At 39.1% G+C, this 20,524-nt stretch carries 13 protein-coding genes and 1 pseudogene; 9 read left to right on the top strand and 5 right to left on the bottom strand.

The annotated features are described in order from the left end of the window. The first annotated feature begins 285 nt into the window (after positions 1 to 285). The 4 genes from PL11201_RS03995 to PL11201_RS03980 all read left to right on the top strand — a co-directional run bounded on the left by PL11201_RS03995 (position 286) and on the right by PL11201_RS03980 (position 7,994). On the top strand, positions 286 to 1,761 hold the full coding sequence (locus PL11201_RS03995; protein WP_079677294.1) for an alpha-amylase: 1,476 nt from the start codon (positions 286 to 288) through the stop codon (positions 1,759 to 1,761). A 382-nt stretch (positions 1,762 to 2,143) separates the two neighbouring features. Continuing rightward, complete coding sequence (locus tag PL11201_RS03990) at positions 2,144 to 2,518, top strand: cupin domain-containing protein (RefSeq protein WP_079677293.1); 375 nt, start codon at positions 2,144 to 2,146, stop codon at positions 2,516 to 2,518. A 47-nt stretch (positions 2,519 to 2,565) separates the two neighbouring features. After that, positions 2,566 to 6,390, top strand: coding sequence for a cobaltochelatase subunit CobN (cobN, locus tag PL11201_RS03985; protein WP_079677292.1), 3,825 nt, complete (start codon positions 2,566 to 2,568; stop codon positions 6,388 to 6,390). 107 nt (positions 6,391 to 6,497) lie between these two features. Beyond that, positions 6,498 to 7,994 carry a DUF1574 family protein gene (locus PL11201_RS03980; protein ID WP_234996602.1) on the top strand — a complete coding sequence of 499 codons (1,497 nt, stop codon included), beginning with the start codon at positions 6,498 to 6,500 and terminating at the stop codon, positions 7,992 to 7,994. 46 nt (positions 7,995 to 8,040) lie between these two features. On the opposite strand, the gene PL11201_RS03975 is transcribed toward PL11201_RS03980, so the two are convergent. Continuing rightward, positions 8,041 to 8,721 carry a Uma2 family endonuclease gene (locus PL11201_RS03975; protein WP_079677290.1) on the bottom strand — a complete coding sequence of 227 codons (681 nt, stop codon included), beginning with the start codon at positions 8,719 to 8,721 and terminating at the stop codon, positions 8,041 to 8,043. Between the two features lie 104 nt (positions 8,722 to 8,825). On the opposite strand from PL11201_RS03975, the gene PL11201_RS03970 reads away from it, so the two are divergent. Both PL11201_RS03970 and PL11201_RS03965 read left to right on the top strand, forming a co-directional pair. After that, entirely contained in the window at positions 8,826 to 9,746 is a 921-nt protein-coding gene (locus PL11201_RS03970) for an NAD(+) kinase (RefSeq protein ID WP_079677289.1), read from the top strand. 109 nt (positions 9,747 to 9,855) lie between these two features. Next, complete coding sequence (locus tag PL11201_RS03965) at positions 9,856 to 10,554, top strand: OST-HTH/LOTUS domain-containing protein (RefSeq protein WP_079677288.1); 699 nt, start codon at positions 9,856 to 9,858, stop codon at positions 10,552 to 10,554. 153 nt (positions 10,555 to 10,707) lie between these two features. On the opposite strand, the gene topA is transcribed toward PL11201_RS03965, so the two are convergent. Next, positions 10,708 to 13,398, bottom strand: coding sequence for a type I DNA topoisomerase (gene topA, locus PL11201_RS03960; protein ID WP_079677287.1), 2,691 nt, complete (start codon positions 13,396 to 13,398; stop codon positions 10,708 to 10,710). Positions 13,399 to 13,643: 245 nt separating this feature from the next. Here topA and PL11201_RS03955 point away from each other — a divergent pair, with 245 nt between their 5' ends. Continuing rightward, complete coding sequence (locus PL11201_RS03955; protein ID WP_079677286.1) at positions 13,644 to 13,976, top strand: thioredoxin family protein; 333 nt, start codon at positions 13,644 to 13,646, stop codon at positions 13,974 to 13,976. A gap of 412 nt (positions 13,977 to 14,388) precedes the next feature. On the opposite strand, the pseudogene PL11201_RS03950 reads toward PL11201_RS03955, so the two are convergent. Continuing rightward, positions 14,389 to 15,211: pseudogene (locus PL11201_RS03950) on the bottom strand (hypothetical protein). Between the two features lie 78 nt (positions 15,212 to 15,289). Between PL11201_RS03950 and PL11201_RS03945 the strand changes: the two are divergent. Then, positions 15,290 to 15,475, top strand: a complete 186-nt coding sequence (locus PL11201_RS03945) for a hypothetical protein (protein ID WP_079677285.1) — start codon at positions 15,290 to 15,292, stop codon at positions 15,473 to 15,475. 84 nt (positions 15,476 to 15,559) lie between these two features. Here PL11201_RS03945 and rnc read toward each other — a convergent pair whose 3' ends face one another. Further along, the gene (rnc, locus tag PL11201_RS03940) at positions 15,560 to 16,735 is read right to left on the bottom strand and encodes a ribonuclease III (RefSeq protein ID WP_079677284.1); all 1,176 of its coding nucleotides are present in this window, start codon (positions 16,733 to 16,735) and stop codon (positions 15,560 to 15,562) included. A 368-nt stretch (positions 16,736 to 17,103) separates the two neighbouring features. Between rnc and PL11201_RS03935 the strand changes: the two genes are divergently transcribed. Beyond that, entirely contained in the window at positions 17,104 to 18,045 is a 942-nt protein-coding gene (locus PL11201_RS03935) for a metallophosphoesterase family protein (RefSeq protein WP_079677283.1), read from the top strand. A 72-nt stretch (positions 18,046 to 18,117) separates the two neighbouring features. On the opposite strand, the gene PL11201_RS03930 is transcribed toward PL11201_RS03935, so the two are convergent. After that, positions 18,118 to 20,517: a response regulator gene (locus tag PL11201_RS03930; RefSeq protein ID WP_079677282.1), complete on the bottom strand. Its 2,400-nt coding sequence runs from the start codon at positions 20,515 to 20,517 to the stop codon at positions 18,118 to 18,120. Positions 20,518 to 20,524 lie beyond the last annotated feature (7 nt).

Genomic DNA, 20,524 nt, shown 5'->3' with positions numbered 1-20,524 from the left:
TTCCGAACCTATAACGCTTCCCCCATTAACATGATTGATTTAACCAATTCATTAAGTAATGGTGCTAAAGTTTTTTAAATCAGTAAATATAATCGTTGCGGTTAAAGTTTGGGGCGGGAAAACTCCTGATTAGATAAGATTAAATTTATAGGTAGAGATATTGACGGAATGATTCAAGCAAGTTAACCTTGATTATCAACACTAAAATCCCGTAGGGTGTGTAAGGATAGCCTAAGTACAAACTCACTAAATTCTGTTTAACAACATCTAAAAATAAGGGGTAGCATGGTTAAAATCAATGGTGTGATGATGCAATGTTTCCACTGGTATCTTCCGGCCGATGGAAGCCTGTGGAATCAAGTCAAAAACAACGCCCAGGAATTAGCTGATGCAGGAATTACGGCTTTATGGTTGCCTCCGGCTTATAAAGGAACTGGGGGCGGGATGGATGTGGGATATGGGGTTTATGATATTTATGACTTGGGAGAATTTGATCAAAAAGGCTCAATTAGAACTAAATATGGCACTCGTCAACAATATTTAGATGCCATTAATAGCCTGCATAAATCAGAAATTGAAGTCTATGCAGATACGGTATTAAATCATAGAATTGGGGCGGATGGAACCGAAATTGCCAAAGCAACTCCCTTCCCTAATAATAATCGTAAAACCCCTAAAGGAGATTTACGAGATATTAAGGCTTACACAATTTTTAACTTTCCGGGTCGGAAAGGAAAATATTCTACATTTGAGTGGCATTGGTGGCATTTTGATGCCGTTGATTATGATGAATTCACCAAAGAATCGGGAACAGTTTATTTATTTGAAGGTAAGACTTTTGATGATTATGTTGCCCTAGAAAATGGCAATTTTGCCTATTTAATGGGGGCAGATTTAGACTTTCAAAGCGAGGAAGTCAGAAAAGAAATTAGCAACTGGACAAAATGGTATCTTGATACTACGGGTGTCGATGGATTTCGCTTAGATGCGATTAAACATATTTCGGCTTGGTTTTTTCCTGATTGGTTAGATGAAATAGAAAAATATTCAGGTCGGCAACTATTTACTGTGGGGGAATATTGGTCGCCTGATACTAGCATATTGAATTGGTATTTAGACACCGTAGGTGACAGAATGTCGGTATTTGATGTTAGCTTACATTACAATTTTCACTACGCCAGTAAAGCCGGAGGATATCATGATATGAGGACGATTCTGGATGGAACATTAGTCAAAGACCGTGCCATGAATGCCGTTACTTTTGTGGAAAATCACGATTCCCAACCATTACAAGCCCTAGAATCCGTGGTAGAACCATGGTTTAAACCCTTAGCTTATGCAATTATTTTATTACGTCAACAGGGTTATCCTTGTATTTTTTATGGTGATTATTACGGCGCAGAATATGAAGATAAAGGACGGGATGGTAATACCCATAAAGTTTTTTTACCCTCCCATAAACAGTTTATTGATCAATGTCTTTATGCGCGCAAAAATTTCCTTTACGGCCTTCAATATGACTATTTTGATCACCCCGATATTATTGGTTGGACTTGTCTAGGAGACGAACAACATCCGAAAGCAATGGCGGTGATTTTAAGTGATGGGTCGGAGGGAATTAAACCGATGGAAGTTGGGAAACCTAATACTAAATTCTATGACCTGACGGGGAATATTAAAGAACCCATTGAAACTAATGATTCCGGTTGGGGTGAATTTTCTTGTAAAGGCGGTTCAGTTTCGATTTGGGTTCAGGAATAGCCATTAAATATTAAGATTTTGACTTAGGTTTCAGTCGAGGAGTCTGTTGGCTACTATAAGTTAAAGGGTAGTCAACTATTCCTATTTTTGGCTTTTGCCACCAAGAATTTGCTAAATCTTCTTGAATTTAAATTGCACAGTTAACCGCTTGAATTGCACTAGAAAAGTACATTGATAATCCATCCCTTGTGGATTTAATTACAAATCTATTCAACTCTTGGCATAATGTTCTCATTCGCTGCAAATCACGACGAAACTTAAGAACTCGTTTTTCTAGTCTTGATTGTGGCAAATTTTTATTAATCCGTCACCCCAAATCATGATATAATGAGTTAAAATTTGCATAAATTATGAAACCTTAAACTTTTATCATACAATCACTATGCCAGATTTTATTGAACAACCGAGTCGGATTACGGCGGCGGGAAATAAACCCAAATTAATTGATGAATATATTGGACGAGTTAACAGTCAAACAGACGCGGTAAGTGTTGCTTATATGCGTTCCCCGGGGGGTTGGCTTGAACCGGGACAACAACCTGAATTTGATGAATTTACGGTGGTTTTCAAGGGATTATTGCGAGTCGAATATGAAGGGGGTCAAATTGATGTTCAAGCCGGACAAGCGGTGGTTACTCACAAAGGGGAATGGGTGCGTTATAGTACGCCAACTGAAGAAGGTGCGGAATATGTGGCGGTTTGTCTTCCGGCTTTTTCTCCAAATATTGTGCATCGAGATCAGGAAATTGAGTCTTAGAATATTGAATTTTCAAAGAATACAATTGACTCTATTTTTAAATTAAAATGCACAGAATTGCAGCCACACCAGGGGGATGGAACCCCGATACAGACGTAGTTATTTTTATTGAACAAACCCCGGCGCCGATTATTTTTTTAACGGCGGCGGATACGGATATTCAAACCTTAGCCACGGTAGTTTCTAAACTTCCGGCGGATTTTCCCCCGTTGCGAGTCACTAATTTATTGCAATTACAACAACAATTAACCATTGATACCTACGCAGAAACTGTTTTAGAAAAAGCTCAAGTCATTATTTTAAGACTGTTAGGAGGACGTTCCTATTGGTCGTATGGGTTGGAAGTTTTACAAGACATTTTTGCTAAAACCAAAACTCAATTAATTATCCTTCCCGGGGAAGATCGTCCCGACCCTGACTTAATCAGTCATTCCACCGTATCGTTATCAATTGTTGATCAAGTTTGGCGCTATTTAACTGAAGCCGGAGTTGATAATTTTGCCAATGCTATGCTATTAATTGGCAATCATATTTTTAATAAAAATTATCCGATTATTCCTGCAGTAACTATTCCAAAAGTTGGTTATTATCCCTGGAATCAAACCGTAAAATCCGATGATTATATTGCGACTGTTGGAATTGTATTTTATCGCGCCCATTACCTATCTGGCAATTTAGATCCGATAGATTCCCTCTGTCAAGCATTAGTTAAATTAAACTTAAAACCTATTCCTATTTTTGTTTCTTCTTTACGAGATCCCGATCTACAAACGGAAATTTTAACCTATTTTAATTCCGGTATTCAATTATTAATTAATACCACCAGTTTTTCCATTTCTTCAACTTCAGAAGATGAAAGTCAACCGCCATTATTTTCCTTAGATATTCCGGTTTTACAAGTTATTTTAAGTGGGGGAAGTTTAGAACAATGGGAGAATAATTTTATGGGACTTTCACCGAGGGATATTGCCATGAATGTCGCCTTACCCGAAGTGGATGGACGGATTATTAGTCGAGTGGTTTCTTTTAAAGCGGTGGAAAATTGGCATCCTACCTTAGAAACCAATGTTGTCCGATATGTAGCGGTACAAAATCGGATTAATTTTGTCGCTGAGTTAGCAAAAAATTGGATTAATTTAGGGAAAAAAACCGCATCAAAACGACGAATTGCTATTATTTTAGCGAACTATCCCTGTCGAGATGGGCGCTTAGGAAATGGGGTGGGTTTGGATACGCCAGCCAGTTGTATTCAAGTTCTAAAAGCCTTAGAAGAAGCAGGATATTTTCTGGAAAATTCGCCTGAAACCGGAGAAGAATTAATTGATCAATTAACAACAGGAATTACCAACGACCCGGAAGGTTGGGAGTTGCGATCTATGGATCAAAGTTTATCTTTTAAAGACTATCAAGACTATTTTTCTACCTTACCGCTATCTATTCAAACTGCTATTAATAACCGATGGGAACATCATTTTCAAGAAGAACAAAAGACCTCTAAAGGCTTTGCTATTTCAGGCATTCAACGGGGGAATATTTTTATTGGAATACAGCCCTCCAGAGGATATGATCTTGATCCAAATTTGAATTATCATGCCCCGGATTTAGAACCCACACCGGATTATTTAGCGTTTTATTATTGGTTGCGATCGCAATTTCAAGCCGATGCTATTATTCATTTAGGAAAACATGGAAATTTGGAATGGTTGCCGGGTAAAAATGTAGGATTATCAGAAAACTGTTATCCTGAAATTGCTTTAGGGGCGTTACCAAATTTTTATCCCTTTATTGTTAATGATCCAGGGGAAGGAACCCAAGCCAAACGCCGTTCCCAAGCGGTAATTTTAGACCATTTAACACCCCCTTTAACCCGTTCAGAACTCTATGGATCATTACAACAATTAGAAGGGTTAATGGATGAATATTATCAAGCCCAAAGTTTAGATCCTTCTCGGTTATCGTTGATTTCAGAAAGAATTATTCAGTTAATTCAACAGGAGAATTTAGAGGCAGAATTGGGTTTACCTAAACTGAATAAACAAGCAGTTTTACAGGATCAAAATTCTATTTTTACTGAACTAGATCGATATTTATGTGAATTAAAAGAGGCCCAAATTCGGGATGGTTTACATATTTTTGGGCAATGTCCCCAGGGTGAACAATTAAGGGATTTAATCATCTCCATTGCCCGTCATCCTGACACTAAACGATTAGGTTTGAGTCGGGCGATCGCCCAAGATTGGCAGTTAGAATTTGATCCCTTAACTTCAGATTACGGGGAAATTATTAATCAAACTATTAATAATCAATTCTGTCGCACCGTTGGGGATGGGGTGGCAGTGATTGAAGAATATGCTATTAATTTAATTGAAGAATTACCCCCCCTAGCCCCCCCTTGTCAAGGGTGGGGACAGGAGTTTTTAATAACAATTCCAGAAAACCACCCAAAACCTTCAGTTCCCTCCATTACTAAGAGGGTCAAATCTATGGAATTAATCCAAAAAGAATTAAGCTGGATTCAGAATAAATTATTACCCAATTTATTGAGAACATCAGAAGAAATTACTAATTTATTAAAAGGTTTAGAAGGTCGATTTATCAAAAGTGGTGCATCGGGAGCACCAACAAGAGGAAAACCCAATGTTTTACCCACCGGACGTAATTTTTATTCCGTTGATATTCGGGCTATTCCCACGGAAACCGCCTGGAGAGTGGGAGAATTAGCCGCATCCGTATTAATTGAACGTTATACTCAGGAAAATGGCGAATATCCCCGCACTTTGGGGTTATCAGTTTGGGGAACTTCCACCATGCGAACTGGGGGAGATGATATCGCTGAAGCCTTAGCATTATTAGGGGTCAAACCTGTATGGGATTATCCTTCGCGGCGAGTAGTTGATTTTGAAATATTACCTGTTTCGATTTTAGGTCGTCCCCGGGTGGATGTGACACTAAGGATTTCAGGGTTTTTTAGAGATGCGTTTCCCAATTTAATTGATCTATTTGATCAAGCGGTAATTGCTGTTTCTAATTTAGATGAAACTGAGGATCAAAATCCTTTAGCTGCTCAAGTTCAAAAAGAAACTCAATTTTGGATAGCAGAAGGGTTAACAAAAGAACAGGCAAATTTGCGATCGCGGTTAAGAATTTTTGGCTCTAAACCTGGGGCCTATGGAGCGGGTTTACAAGGATTAATTGAATCCCAAAACTGGCAAAATGATCAGGATTTAGCCACCGCCTATATTAACTGGAGTAGTTACGCTTATACCAGTACAAATTCTGGCTATCAACAGGGAATTTCCGCCTCCGAAGCCTTTGAAAATCGGTTAGAAAAGATGCAAATTGTTCTCCAAAATCAAGATAACCGAGAACATGATTTATTAGATTCCGATGACTATTATCAATTTCAAGGAGGAATGACCGTTGCGGTGAGAACTTTGACGGGGAAAAATCCTGAGATTTATTTCGGAGATAATGCTATTCCTGAAAACCCAAAAGTTAAACTTTTAAAAGAAGAAATTGCTAAGGTCTATCGCTCCCGGGTGATTAACCCGAAATGGATAGCTGGAGTTATGCGACATGGCTATAAAGGAGCTTTTGAACTATCAGCAACCGTCGATTTTTTATTCGCCTATGATGTGACGGCAAATTGTGTTGAAGATTTTATGTATGAAGGGGTAGCCAATGCTTATATTTTTGATCAGAAAGTCCAACAATTTATTCAAGAAAAAAATCCCTGGGCATTACGCGATATGGCAGAAAGATTATTAGAAGCGCATCAACGCCAATTCTGGCAAACAGCGAGTCAAAATATGATCGAACAGTTAAGGGCAATTGTTCATGAAGCCGAGGGAATAATTGAAGGCAAGGTTTAACGGGATAGTTTTGATTTATAATCGGACAAGAGAAATCCCGATTAACCGAAATTATCTAATTCCAGCTAACAATTGCTATGAGTCTATTGTCCATATTAAGCTTACTCATGAGATCAACCCGTAGAAATAGTGGGGTGATGGCGATAGTTTCTCTGATGATATTAATGGTTGGGTGTTCATTCAAGGAATCCTCTCAACCTTCTGTTGCTTCCCAAACTGCGATCGCCGCTTCTATTACCCCTAATTCTCAACCGTTGAATCAGAATAAAATATCGGGAAAAAACGAAAATTTACTCTCTCAAAATCCTACTAAATCTCAAATTTGTATCGAAGAAAATCCCTTTGATGAATCGGTTAAATTTGCCCTACAAGCCTCTAATTTAGCTCAAACCGCCCAATCTCAATCCGATTGGGATGAAGTCGCCCGCCTCTGGTTACAGGCGGTGGCGTGGATGCAAGCGGTTCCTGCTAATAGCCCTAAACGCATCTTTGCTGAGAAAAAAGTAGTTGAATATATGCGAAATTTAACCTATTCTCAACAGCAAGCCGCCCGTTCGGGTTCAGTTTCCCAGTTTCCTAGTTTTGATAGTGAACCTTTAGATCAACAATTAAAATTATATTTGTCTTATTTAAGTACCGTTGGTAGACCAGATATTTTAATTGTGGGAAGTTCTCGCGCACTACAAGGGGTTGATCCGGCACAAATGCAGCAAGCTTTAGCTAAAAAAGGATATCAAAATTTAAGGATTTTTAACTTTGGGGTGAATGGTGCAACGGCGCAAGTTGTCGATTATATTTTAAGAGAAGTTTTAACCCCAGAACAATTGCCTAAATTAATAATTTGGGCCGATGGAGTTCGGGCATTTAATAGTGGTCGAATTGATCGAACCTTTGAGGCAATTATGGCTTCCCAAGCCCATCAAAAAATAGCTGCTGGCCTTCGCCCCCAATTAGCTAAAGCCGAACCTAATTTTCAAACCAAATGTTATCAATTGCCGAACTCTTGTAAACATAAAGATAACTCTAAATTTCAGTTTAAAACTTCTAATTTTATTAAAAAAAATGATTATAATTTAGCTGATAATTCTTCTGAAAATGCCCCATCTAACTATCAAAATTTATTATATCGTCCTTCAGAATTTAATTTTTCTGCTACTCTAGTTTCCTTAAATTCCATTGAAGCCAACGGTTTTTTGCCCCTATCCGATCGCTTTAACCCGAATACTTATTATCAACAAAAACCCTATGTTTCGGGAACCTATGATGGCGATTATCGAGGATTTAATTTAGGAGGAGAACAGGCCAGAGCCTTTGATTCAGTTGTGGCATTTGCTAGTTCTAATAATATTCAATTAGTTGTTGTCAATTTACCGATCACAGATGATTATTTAGATTCTGTTCGATGGTCTTCTGAAGTCGAATTTAATCAACAAATGAAACAGTTATCTCAGGAATATGGCTTTATTTTTATCAATTTATCAGAAAAAGCCTTAAGGCAATATCAATATTTTGTTGATCCTAGCCATTTAAACCGCTATGGAGCTAGTTTAGTGGCGCGAGAAATCGCGGCTAACCCGACAATTCCTTGGCCGCGTGTCAGATAACATTAACAGGGTTTATTGTATTAATAAACCCTGTTTTCCCAAAAAATTATTGAGAGGGTAAATCACCAAAGCGATCGCGGTATTGTTGCAATAAGGTTTCCATTTCTGCTAGTTTTTGTTGAGCATTGTCCGCCCGTTGACGTTCCTGTTCTAATTGTTCGCTAACTTCTTGATAGGAGAGAAAGGGGATACCATCGGGACGATAAATTTCTAATTCTTCCCCGGATAACTCATAGCGAATGCCTAAACGGGGACTCACCCAACCGTTAATTTCTTCAATTACATCTAAACCCATTTCCCGACGAAACCACCCTTTCAATTGATTCCTGTCCGGGTCATAGATATAATATTCTTCTACTCCATAACGGTCATAAAATAACAGTTTTTTCTCCATATCCGTTTGGGAATTACAAGGAGAAAGAATTTCAAAGACAACTTGGGGAGGAATTCCATCTTCTTGCCATTGTTTATAGGATGGGCGATCGCCTTTAGGTCTGCCCAAAGCAATCATCACATCCGGTGCTTGCACAATTGTATTGCGTCCTTCCACGGGATACCAAAACAAATCTCCGGCGACAAACACATTCGGATCATTTGCATAAAGTTGATCTAAATTCTGTTTAATAATAACAATCCAACGGAATTGTTTTGTATTATCAGCCATTGGTTTACCGTCACTTTCTGGATAAATAATATCAGAAGATGGCAGAGATTGTAGTTGAACCATAACTTTATTTTAGCTCTATCAGTCTAGTGTAACCAATTTATCCAATTTTGGTAACAGATCAGGGATAATAATAACAAGACGATGAGAAATAATAGGATAGTATCGTGGAAATTAAACAGGTGATCATCGCCCATAAAGCCCGAGATCCGTTAAGCAAACGCTGGGCGGAACAATATGCTAAACATTTAGAACAGCGTGGATGTCATGTCTTAATGGGGCCCAGTGGGGCTAAAGATAACCCCTATCCGGTTTTTCTCGCTTCTAGTAATGTTTCCATTGATTTAGCAATTGTCTTGGGTGGGGATGGCACAGCTTTAGCCGCTGCCCGACATTTAGCTCCCGAAGGAATTCCAATTTTAGCGGCAAATGTCGGGGGACATTTAGGATTTTTAACTGAATCTTTTGAAGATGTTGAAAATACGGAATTAGTGATTGATCGACTATTTGAAGATCGCTATGCGGTGCAAAGTCGGATGATGTTACAAGCAACGGTTTATGAAGGAAATCGCACGAATTTAGAACCCGTGAGCGATCGCTTTTTAGCCCTAAATGAAATGTGTATTAAACCCGCTTCCGCCTATCGAATGCCCACCTCATTTTTAGAGATGGAAGTGGATGGAGAAGTGGTTGATCAATATCAAGGAGATGGTTTAATTGTCGGAACTCCCAGTGGTTCCACCTGTTATAATACCTCCGCCGGAGGGCCGATTTTACACCCAGGAATGGCAGCGATTAGTGTGACTCCCATTTGCCCTTTAAGTTTATCTAGTCGTCCGATTGTTTTACCTGCGGGTTCTGTTGTTAGTGTTTGGCCGTTAGCAGATACGGAACATGATACCAAACTTTGGATGGATGGGGTATTAGCCACCTCTATTTGGCCGGGTCAACGGGTGGATGTTTCCATGGCAAATTGTGAGGCAAAATTTATTATTCTGCGGGAAAATTATTCGTTTTATCAAACCTTACGAGAAAAATTACAATGGGCTGGGGCAAGAATTAGACATATTAATAATCATCGGAATTGAAGTGAATAGGAGACTCTCATACAGGATTAACTCGATCAGAATCCGAAATCCTCAAGCTCACCTTTGTAGATGGAGGTATAAAACTTCTATGTAGGTTGAATTGAAGCCAATGGAAACCCGATTGCAACACCTAATCCAAGAATTAGAAGACTTGGTAGAAGGAGAAACAGAAAGTTCAGACCATCCCTGGTTAACTCGAACAGTTTTAGAGCAGTTATTTCATCAAAAATATGGATCTACCCTAGAAAATATATTACAAGATTATGGTTATTTTGACCTGAAAACATTTCTGAGAAAAAGCCATATTTTTGCTATTTATGAAACACCAATTCCTCAAAATTTTTATATTTCTTTACTCCGAAAAACGGTTCCTGGTTATCGCCAATCTTCAAGCAGCAATCAATCCATGTTTTATACAGTAAAACGTCCTTGGAAAGTTGAGAAAAGTACGATCAAAGATTTGCCGAATCAAGGATATTCTAAAAAATCTGCTAAAGTTTCCCCAAAAAATAAGAGTTCAAAGCCAATCTCTAAAAAGTTTAATCCCACTAATAAAAAAATTCAATCTCAGGATGATTTAAAATTTTGCTTAGTAGAAATAGTTAAATATTTACTATCAAATAACCGAGAAAATTATGTCAAAATTGATGAAATAAACACAATATTTTACAGCAATTATGGTCAGAATCTCAGAGAAGTCAGGTGTAATATTTTTCCCGATATTAAATTGATAGATATACTGCAAACTATTCCAGAACTCAAATTAGAAAAAATACAGAATACTTGGCGGATTACTCTTGGTAAGTAGTCAAACAAAAGTTATTCACTGATCAAGACGAATAAATTTCTCCTGAATTAAATAGTTTAACTTTAACCTTTATGATTTGTTGTAGTTAGGGATGCGTGATTATGGTATTTTCTCGCACCCCGACAACGGTAGCCAGTAATCCTAAACAATAAACTAAGAGCTAGTTTTTTTGCTAGTAGTTGAGGATTTTTTAGTGGTGGTTTTGGTGGTTTTAGCTGTGGTTTTAGAAGCTGTTTTTGTCGTTTTAGACTTACTCCTAGAACTCGAACCCGAATCCGCCTTTGCCGCCAACAATTCCAACGCTTGGGCTAAGGTAAACGCCTCTACCGCCGCATCCTTGGGTAAGGAAGCATTGATTTTCCCATGTTTAACATAGGGCCCATAACGGCCATCATAAACATTCACAGGTTCATCATCTGCGGGATGGGTTCCTAACTCGCGTAAAGGCGGAACTTCTTTTTTACCCCGTCCTCCTCGACCACTGGTTTTCGGTTGGGCTAACAGTTCTAAAGCCCGTTCTAAACTAATGGTTAAAATATCATCCGGGGCTTTCACCGACCGATAATCCTTACCCTCTTTCCCCTGGTCATGAACCACGTATGGCCCAAACGGCCCCACAGCGGCTTTAATCTTAGCTTCGGTTTCAGGATGGGTTCCCAACAGTCGGGGTAAGGCCAATAACCCCAGGGCCATGTCCAGGGTGACGTTCTCTTTCTCCACACCTTTAGGAATAGAGACCCGTTTCGGTTTTTTACTATCTTCTGCTTCTAACCCCAACTGCACATAGGGGCCATAGGGGCCGATTAAGATATAGATAGTTTCCCCCGTTTCGGGGTGAACCCCCAATTTTTCTGGCCCTTCGGTTTTTTGTCCCACCAATTCCCGAATTACCTCCGGGGTTAAATCCGCCGGAGTCAAATCCTGGGGAATGGAAGCGGTAATCATCTCCTCTCCCGTTCCCGCCTCAATATAGGGGCCAAACTTACCGATACAGACGCGATATTGAATCGGATCATCCTCATCCCCCAACTGTTCTAACTCAATCGTTCGGGCGACTTTGGTATCAATTTTACTTTCTTGATCCTTAACCTGATGTTCCAGTCCCGCATCCCCTAAATAGAATTTTTCCAAATAGGGTAGCCAAGGAGCTTCTCCGGTAGCAATATCATCCAGGGTGTCTTCCATGCGGGCGGTAAATCGCAAATCCACCAAATCCGGGAAGTATGTTTCTAGGAGGTTGGTAACCGCAAAGGCCGTAAAAGTTGGAATCAGGGCGTTATTTTTTAACTGAACATACCCCCGATCAATAATGGTTCCAATCACGCTGGCGTAGGTACTAGGGCGACCAATGCCTTCACTTTCTAGGGTTTTAACTAAAGATGCTTCCGTAAATCGGGCTGGGGGTTGGGTTTCATGTCCAACTACATCTAACTTTTTGCAGTCGGGATGGTCACCCACTTTCAGGGGGGGTAATAATACCTCTTGGTCTTCCAAGGCCGCTTCTGGGTCGTCGGAACCCTCCACATAGGCCCGCAGGAACCCGGGAAAATCAATCCGTTTTCCGGTACTGCGGAATCCGGCATCCTCAACCTTTAACTCAACGGTAATATTGGTTTGGCGGGAGTCGGCCATCTGGGAAGCCACGGTACGCTTCCAAATTAAATCATAGAGGTTGAGTTCCGCCCCACTCAGGGCTGTTTCTTGGGGAGTACGGAAAGAACTGCCCGCCGGACGGATGGCTTCGTGGGCTTCCTGCGCTCCTTTGGATTTCGTCGTATATTGTCGGGGTTTGGGACTGAGGTAGTTTTTCCCATATTTTTGTTCCACACATTCCCGGGCGGCGGTAATCGCTTGCTCTGATAAATGCACAGAATCCGTTCTCATATAAGTTATATAACCCCGCTCATACAAACTCTGGGCCGTTTGCATGGTTTGACGGGCACTTAACCGGAGTTTACGGTTGGATTCCTGTTGCAAGGTGGAGGTGGTAAACGGAGGAGAGGGTTTGCGAGTAACGGCCTTTTCCTCTAAGTTGGCAACCGTCCAGGGTTTACCCGATAACCTTTGTTTTAAAGCGTCCGCTTGGGCTTCATCTAGTAAAACGACCTTCCGGCCAGCGGCAATTTTTCCCGTACTTTCATCGAAATCGCTCCCGGTTGCGACTTTTACCCCGGCCAGACTCACCAGTTTAGAATCAAATCGACTCTGGGTATGTTCCAGCAGGGCTTTTAAATCCCAATATCCCCCAGACCGGAAGGCCCGACGCTCCCGTTCTCGGCTGACCAGTAAACGCACGGCCACGGACTGTACCCGGCCGGCGGATAATCCCTTGGCAATTTTTTTCCACAACAGGGGGGAAAGGGTATAACCATAGAGGCGGTCGAGGATGCGGCGGGTTTCCTGAGCATGAACCAGTTCTTCATCAACGGTGCGACAATTTTTTAGGGCTTCACGAATTGCCTCTTGGGTAATTTCGTGAAACACCATCCGTTTAATGGGGACTTTCGGTTTCAGAATTTGGAGTAGATGCCAACTAATACTCTCTCCCTCGCGGTCTTCGTCAGTAGCGAGCACGAGTTCGTCCGCTTCTTTGAGGGCGGCTTTGAGTTCTTTAACAATTTTTTGCTTATCTTTGGGGATAACGTAAATGGGTTCAAAGTTCCCTTCCACATTCACCCCCAATTTAGCCCAGGTTTCTCCCTTATATTCTTCGGGGATTTCCTCAGCAGAGGGTGGAAGGTCACGGACATGACCCATTGAGGCTTCTACCCGATAACTCGATGGTAAGAAGTTGCGAATGGTACGGGCTTTGGTTGGAGATTCAACGATGACTAAAGTTGACATAGCACCTTCTCAGGTTACAGCAAACACCGGACTTGGGGAATGAAGAAAAGCGTTGGGAATTGCTTTTGTTGACAATATTAGCACCACCTTTACCCACAAAACTTTTCACAAACCCTGAAAGGGTTAGGTGAGGGGATATCCACACACTCAGGATATGATTAAATTTTAGATGCCCAACTGAAGACAGTTGAAGCTGGATCTGAACGATAGCAAAAATTTCTAGTCAATCCATCACCTAAATAACTATGAGTAATCACCTTCTTGTCATTGAAGATTCAGAATTTGACTCTGAAGTTCTCCAAGCAGAATCACCGGTTTTGGTCTATTTTTGGGCGGGTTGGTGTGGCCCTTGTCGGCTTGTGTCTCCTTCTATGGAAGCGATCGCCACAACCTATAGCGATCGCTTAAAAGTGGTGAAAATGGAGATCGATCTCAATCCGATTACCGTGAAATCCTATAAAGTAGAAGGAGTTCCCGCTTTAAAATTATTTAAAGCCGGGGAAGTTGTCCAGTCCCATGAAGGAGCCATTCCTAAATCTAAATTAATCGATTGGCTAGAAGCTGGTTTATCTGCATAGGAAAAGTTGCTTTTTAAATAGAAACTTTCAAGACCGCTATACACTCCCCTAAATTGGGTCTGAAGCCCTGCTATTAGGGTGGTAGAGGCTCCAGATCTAATTTTTAGGGTTGAAAAACAAAAATAGGTAGACTAAGCCCTGATAAAAAATTATTGCCACTGTCATTCTGAATGGAGCGATCGCGCCATGAAGAATATCGCCATTATCAGTATGCAATTTATTTTATTTTACCGCTTACCATTAATCAGTGAATCGCTTTTCTCCTATCATTTCAAAATCTGGGAAGCCATCACTTTGACTTCTGAATTCATCTTTTCAATTTTAGCGGTAAAAATATTCATAGAGCAATCCTAAATAGGTTGTATCCCTCTTCTATCACTCTCCGAATTAAGCAAGTAGTAAATCAACTAAATTATCCAGAAGAATAAAAGGGTTTAAATCCATTCATGGCACTAATGAGACGATTGAATCCCAGCAATAAATCGGAATTGGGAAAAATATCTAGCCAGGGATAAATTAACCAAAATAGCAACAGTGGTTGGACAATTAAGCGAAGATTATTTAGCACATTCTTCCATCCGTGTTCATGATCCCATTGTTGATGCTCAGAAAAATCAACAGAATTACTTTCTTGTACATGAGGTTCAATTTGACGAGCTTGATTCAAGCCGAAAAAAGCGGGAGAATTTAAACTAATCATTGTGTAAACACAAAAAATAATTGACCACCACTTTTCAATATCCTTAAAATTAGTAAAACGGTAGTCTGTCCAACCTAATTCTTGTTTACATTGCCGAAAGCCATATTCTACCCATGTTCTTAATCCATAAAGATTGCCCACAATTTTCTTGAGTTTACCTTGGAGATTCGTTTTAACAAATGAAGTAGAATTGGACGGCATTGTTTCTGGATCGGTAGTTAACTCCCAATATGTTACCGCTCCTTTTTTACCATAAATTATTTCTCTAATATATCTATTTTCTGATTTTCCGTCGCTAAATACTCTTTTAAATTGACACCATTTATTGGCTCTAACCTTTTGGCTAGAAGGCAGCCAGACTCCATGATTTCCTCTTGATTGGTGCAATTATTCCTAAATGTAAATATTTAAAACATTCATAACTTCTTACTTCTTTGAATAAGTCTTTATACTCGGCACAATATTCATCTATTACTCTCGTTGTTGATTGTGCGTCTCTTGCCAAATGTTTTAGAACTTGTAACTCTACATCCATTGCTCTGCCTCATTTGTAGCGTTTTTATCTTTTCACACTTTAATTTTAACACTCGGAGAGTGACAGAAGAGGGATATCATGAGAGCTTTTTCTAGTCAGCATCTTTTATCCGAAGACCTGATTAAAAAGCAAGAAAAAATTTATGACTGCTTAACAGTAAGCGGTTGTACAGCAATTTATACTTTTGTTGAATTACTTAATATTTTAGGGTTTAAAATCTCAATTCAGGTAAAAGAACCAGAAATAGAAGGAGATGCAGAATAATCGATTTTGAAAAAGTCTGGGCGGGTTTAGAAACATCAATTGTGAGTTATAAGGCTCTGAGTGAACCCACCCCTACAAATCATTTTATATTAATCCTAATTTTTGTAAAGCCACGTTAGCAGCTTGTTTTTCTGCTTCTTTTTTCTTGGTAGCTTTTCCATAGCCATAAACACGACCCTTGACTCGAACTTCCACACCAAAAACTTTATCATGATCACTTCCAGATTCTTGAATCACAATATATTCAGGATCTTGTTGATGATTAGTTTTCGCCCAATGTTGAAAAGTATTTTTAGCATCATTCAATACCTGAGAACAGTTAGGCTCTATTTTGATGGTTTCTAATTGTTCTAACATCGGTTTTAACCATTCCCAAACTGCATCAATACCAGAATCTTTATAATAAGCTCCAATGACCGCTTCTAAGGTATTACTTAATAAAGTTGGATTTGTCCGACCTCCGGTTAATTCTTCTCCTCTCCCTAATTTTATCCATTTTCCTAAATTAAAATCCTGAGCTAATATTGCTAACGCTTCATTACTGACAATTTTTTCTCGTTTTTGGGTCAATTGTCCTTCCTGTTCACCAAAATATTTTTCATAGACATAATCTCCTGCTAAAAATTGTAATACAGAATCCCCTAAAAATTCCAGTTGTTCGTTATCTCCTTGTGTTTTAGTTGGATTTTCAAACATATAACTGCGATGGGTTAATGCTCGTAATAATAATCTTGCATCTTGAAACGGAATGATATCTAAAAGTTCTTTCAATTGCTCTCGAATTTGCTCATCTGCTTGAGACATTTGAGCTTGAGAAAAATTAGATTGTTTTTGAAAAACACGTTGTAAAACAATTTGTTTATGATCATAAACGACCTTTTCCTGTTCAGCACCAATTTTCACCAGTAACCGATGAATACTATCTAAATCCCGAAAAGCGTCTTCTGCTAAAAAGCGATTATTATGTGCCCATTTGTTTCGGACTTTAATCAGTTCATTCACTAAACCTCTTTCGGGGGATAAATATTGTTTGAAAACTTTATCCCAGCGTTGATTAATAACATTTAATAATACGGAAAGATCTTGAATAATTTCTTCATTGCTGTGATTAGAATTGTTTTTATTCGAGATGCGTTTTTTCTCCTTATCAAACCATTTATTGTCATCAAATTCCCTCATTTTTTGCTCGACATAAGGAGATAATGCTTGACTTAATAATGTCAAAGATTGACCTATTCTATCATGGTTGCTGAGTTGCATTTTAAGTTCATCCTTTTACTAAAATAGCTCAAAACAAAAAGCCACACCTATCAATACCGGTAAACAGCTTGATACCATAGGTTGAGTAACTTAGACCTTAACTACAACTCGACAATATTCGATTTCTGAAAAACTGATATTTTTTTGCTATCCCAAAATTTAATACAATGGGGAATGAGCGATCGCTATAATGATCATAATGGAAAGTCAACCCAGGGAGATTCAACGTTATTTGACTTCAGAAGCAGGTGGCGATTAACTCCAATTATTAAAAAAAGTCATTACTAAATCTGATTTTATATTAGCATCCCGGCGCGGATTGCTCTATACTAAAAGTATGTTTATAATTAGTTGATTTACTCTTACCTATGTCCTTAAAAAGACGTCAATTTCTATTTTTAGCGAGCTTGAGTGCTGCTGGTTTTATCGGATTGGGAACTACTCGAAAAATCCTGAGCTTTCCTGAGATGCTTGAACAACAAATTTCTCCTGGGAACGGTGCGATGCCGCAAGGTGGCGACTACACTATCGCATCCATTCCGAAAGATAAACTCCTATTTCGTTTTGTCACTATTGGAGATGCGGGAACGGGAGAAACAGGACAATATGAAGTTGCAAAGGCAATGGTTCGCTATCATCAAAATCATCCTTTTCAAGTGGTTACTTTACTCGGAGATAATATTTATACTAATGGTGAAATTGAAAAAATCAAGGATGTATTTGAAAAACCCTATCAATCTTTACTAGAACAAAATGTTAAATTTTATGCCTGTTTAGGAAACCATGATATTAGAACAGAAAATGGTAATCGACAGGTGACTTATCCTTTATTTAATATGCAGGGTCGTTACTATACATTTAAATATTATCCGGTACAATTTTTCGTTTTAGATGCGAATGATAATGCCGATTGGGACAAACAAATACCTTGGTTAGAAGACCAACTTCAACGGAGTCAAACTCCTTGGAAAATTGTTTATAGTCACTTTCCGATGTATTCTTCTGGGTTATATGGTGTGAACCCAGCATTGATCAATCGCTTAACTCCTTTATTTAAAAAATATGGGGTTCAACTCTATATGAATGGTCATGAACATAATTATGAACGTACCCAACCTATTCATGGTACAACTTATTTAGTTAATGGTAATGGAGGGGCAAGTATACGTCCTGTAGGAAGTTCAGAGTGGACAGCAACTGCCACCTCAACCCTTGGATTTACCGCAATTGAGGTTTATGCAGATCGGATGGTAATTCAAGCAATTGATACGAATGATCAAGTATTTGATCAAGGAATCATTCGTTTATAAAGCAATAGTAAAAAATAATCAGTCATCAGTTTATTACCCATTCGTAATTCATAATTCGTAATTACCCATCACCTATTTATCAATAACCAGCAAGGCTAAAATTTTATCAAACTGAAAGTTATCAACTAAAGAGGTTAGAGCTTGGGTTAAAGCTACATTTTCAGGGGGGATTTGTTGGAGTAAAACCATAATTCCATTATCACTACATTGAGAGGCATATTCATGGAGTTGTTCTACCCATTTTGGTGGCATTTTTGCTAGGTGTAACTTGATATCTTCGGTTGGTAAAGTTTCTGATTTTTCCAGGTTCTCAAGTTCTCTATTTTTCCCCTTTTGATAAATATATTCTACCTGGAGATGTTGCTTAACTTTTTCTAAGAGGTCTTCCCTCTGGAACGGTTTGCGAATAAAATCATCACAGCCTGCTGCCAAAAGCATCGCCCTATCTTCTTCAAAAGCACTAGCGGTAAGTGCAATAATCAGAGTTTTGTGAGTGAGTAAATCGGCTTTAATCATTTGGGTGGCTTTTAATCCATTCATGACGGGCATCCGCATATCCATAAAAATTAAATCGGGTTTCCAAATCTGGAAAAGTTCGACCGCTTGTAGACCATTTTCTGCTTCCTTGACCTGAAAACCTACGCCATTGAGAATTTCTGATAGGAGCAAGCGACTTTCTAAAACATCATCAACAGCCAAAATTTTACAGCTAGGTTGTTGGGGTGCTAAACGAAGGATAGGGGGGTGAAAAACTGAAGAATGAAGGATTGGAGATTCCACCCGTTGCACTAAAATTTCAAAGGTGAAAATTGTTCCCTGATTAACGACACTTTGTACCGTAATATCTCCCCCCATTAATTGAATAAATTTACGGCTAATGGCTAGACCCAATCCGGTTCCTTCATGATATTTGCGCCCGGTTTCTGTTTGGGCAAAAGCTTGAAATAAATGACTAATTTCTTCTGAAGAAATCCCTAAACCAGTATCTTCTATCTCAAAAATAATTACTGATTGATCAGCCTGATTTTCGGGTTTTAATTTAGCCCGCAGGGTCACAGAACCCATTTGAGTAAATTTGAGGGCATTGCCTAAAATATTGATTAAAACTTGACGTAGTTTTCCTTCGTCGGTCTGGACAAACTGAGGAATATTAGGGGGGATTTCAAAAACAAGGTTTAATCCTTTTTTTAAGGCTTGAATTTGGAGAATATTTTGTAAGTTATTCAGGAAGGAAATCAGATTAAAGTCGGTTTTATTTAAGGTGACTCTACCCGCTTCAATTTTAGACATTTCTAAAATATCATTAATTAATTCTAAAAGATGACTTCCCGCCCGGTTAATAATTTCTACATAACGTTGATAGTCTGGTTTGAGAGATAAATCATGATTCATTAATTGGGCAAAACCTAAAATTGCATTCAGGGGTGTTCTTAATTCATGGCTCATATTTGCCAGAAATTCACTTTTAGCTCGGTTGGCAATATCGGCGGCATTCACGGCTTTTTTTAGGGCTGCTTCTGCTTTTTTACGCTCGATAATTTCAGCTTTAGCCTGTTCAAATAGAGTGGATTGTTGCACCGCGATCGCTAACTGAATGCTAATGTGTCGAATTGATTCAATTTCTGAGTGAAGCCATTTTCTGGGCCCTCGGCAATTATGGGCGATCAGAAATCCCCAAAGGCTTGAATCCTTGACAATGGGAACTAACAGTTTAGCTTGAACTTTTAACTGACGTAGAATATTTTCTAAAGCCGGTGTCATTGTTACTTGATTAATGTCTTCAATTAAAAGGAATTTTTCTTGATAATCATAATATTGAAACTCGCCTATAAAAATTTCTTCAGGAAAAACTTGACCTTTAATACTCGGCCATCCCGGTTCCACTGATTCCGTAATCGCGCTACGATTTCCATTGGGTAAAATCTGGTAAATCAACACCCGATCCACCGATAAAAACTCGCGAACTTCTTCCACCGCCGTTGTCAAGATATCCTCTAGGTTGAGGGAAGATCGGATACGCTCTTGAATTTTATTCTCCGCCTTCAGTAAGGAGTTTTGTTGACTCAGAATTTGAGACAGTCTCGATATTTTTAGCTGATTTTTAACTCGTATTTCTACTTCTTCTAATTCAAAAGGTTTCGTAATATAGTCATTTCCTCCCACAGAAAAAGCCTGAACTTTATCAGAAAGTTGGTCTTTAGCACTAATAAAAATAATCGGGATATTACGGGTTTGTTCATGGGCTTTTAACTGGGAACAAATCTCATAGCCATCCGGTGGAGGCATCATAATATCCAGTAAAATCAGATCGGGAGGATCTTCTAAAGCAGATCGAATGGCAAAGTTGCCATCCCTGGACAGCCGAACATTATAGCCACAACCACTCAAAAAAGTATCTAATAAACGCAAATTATCGACCGTATCATCTACTACTAAGATATTGGCAGTTTGTTCCTCGTTAAAAATACTCATTGTTGCA

The organism is Planktothrix sp. PCC 11201 (assembly GCF_900009135.1).
Taxonomy (GTDB): Bacteria; Cyanobacteriota; Cyanobacteriia; order Cyanobacteriales; family Microcoleaceae; genus Planktothrix.
This window is presented reverse-complemented; position numbering and strand designations above follow the sequence as displayed.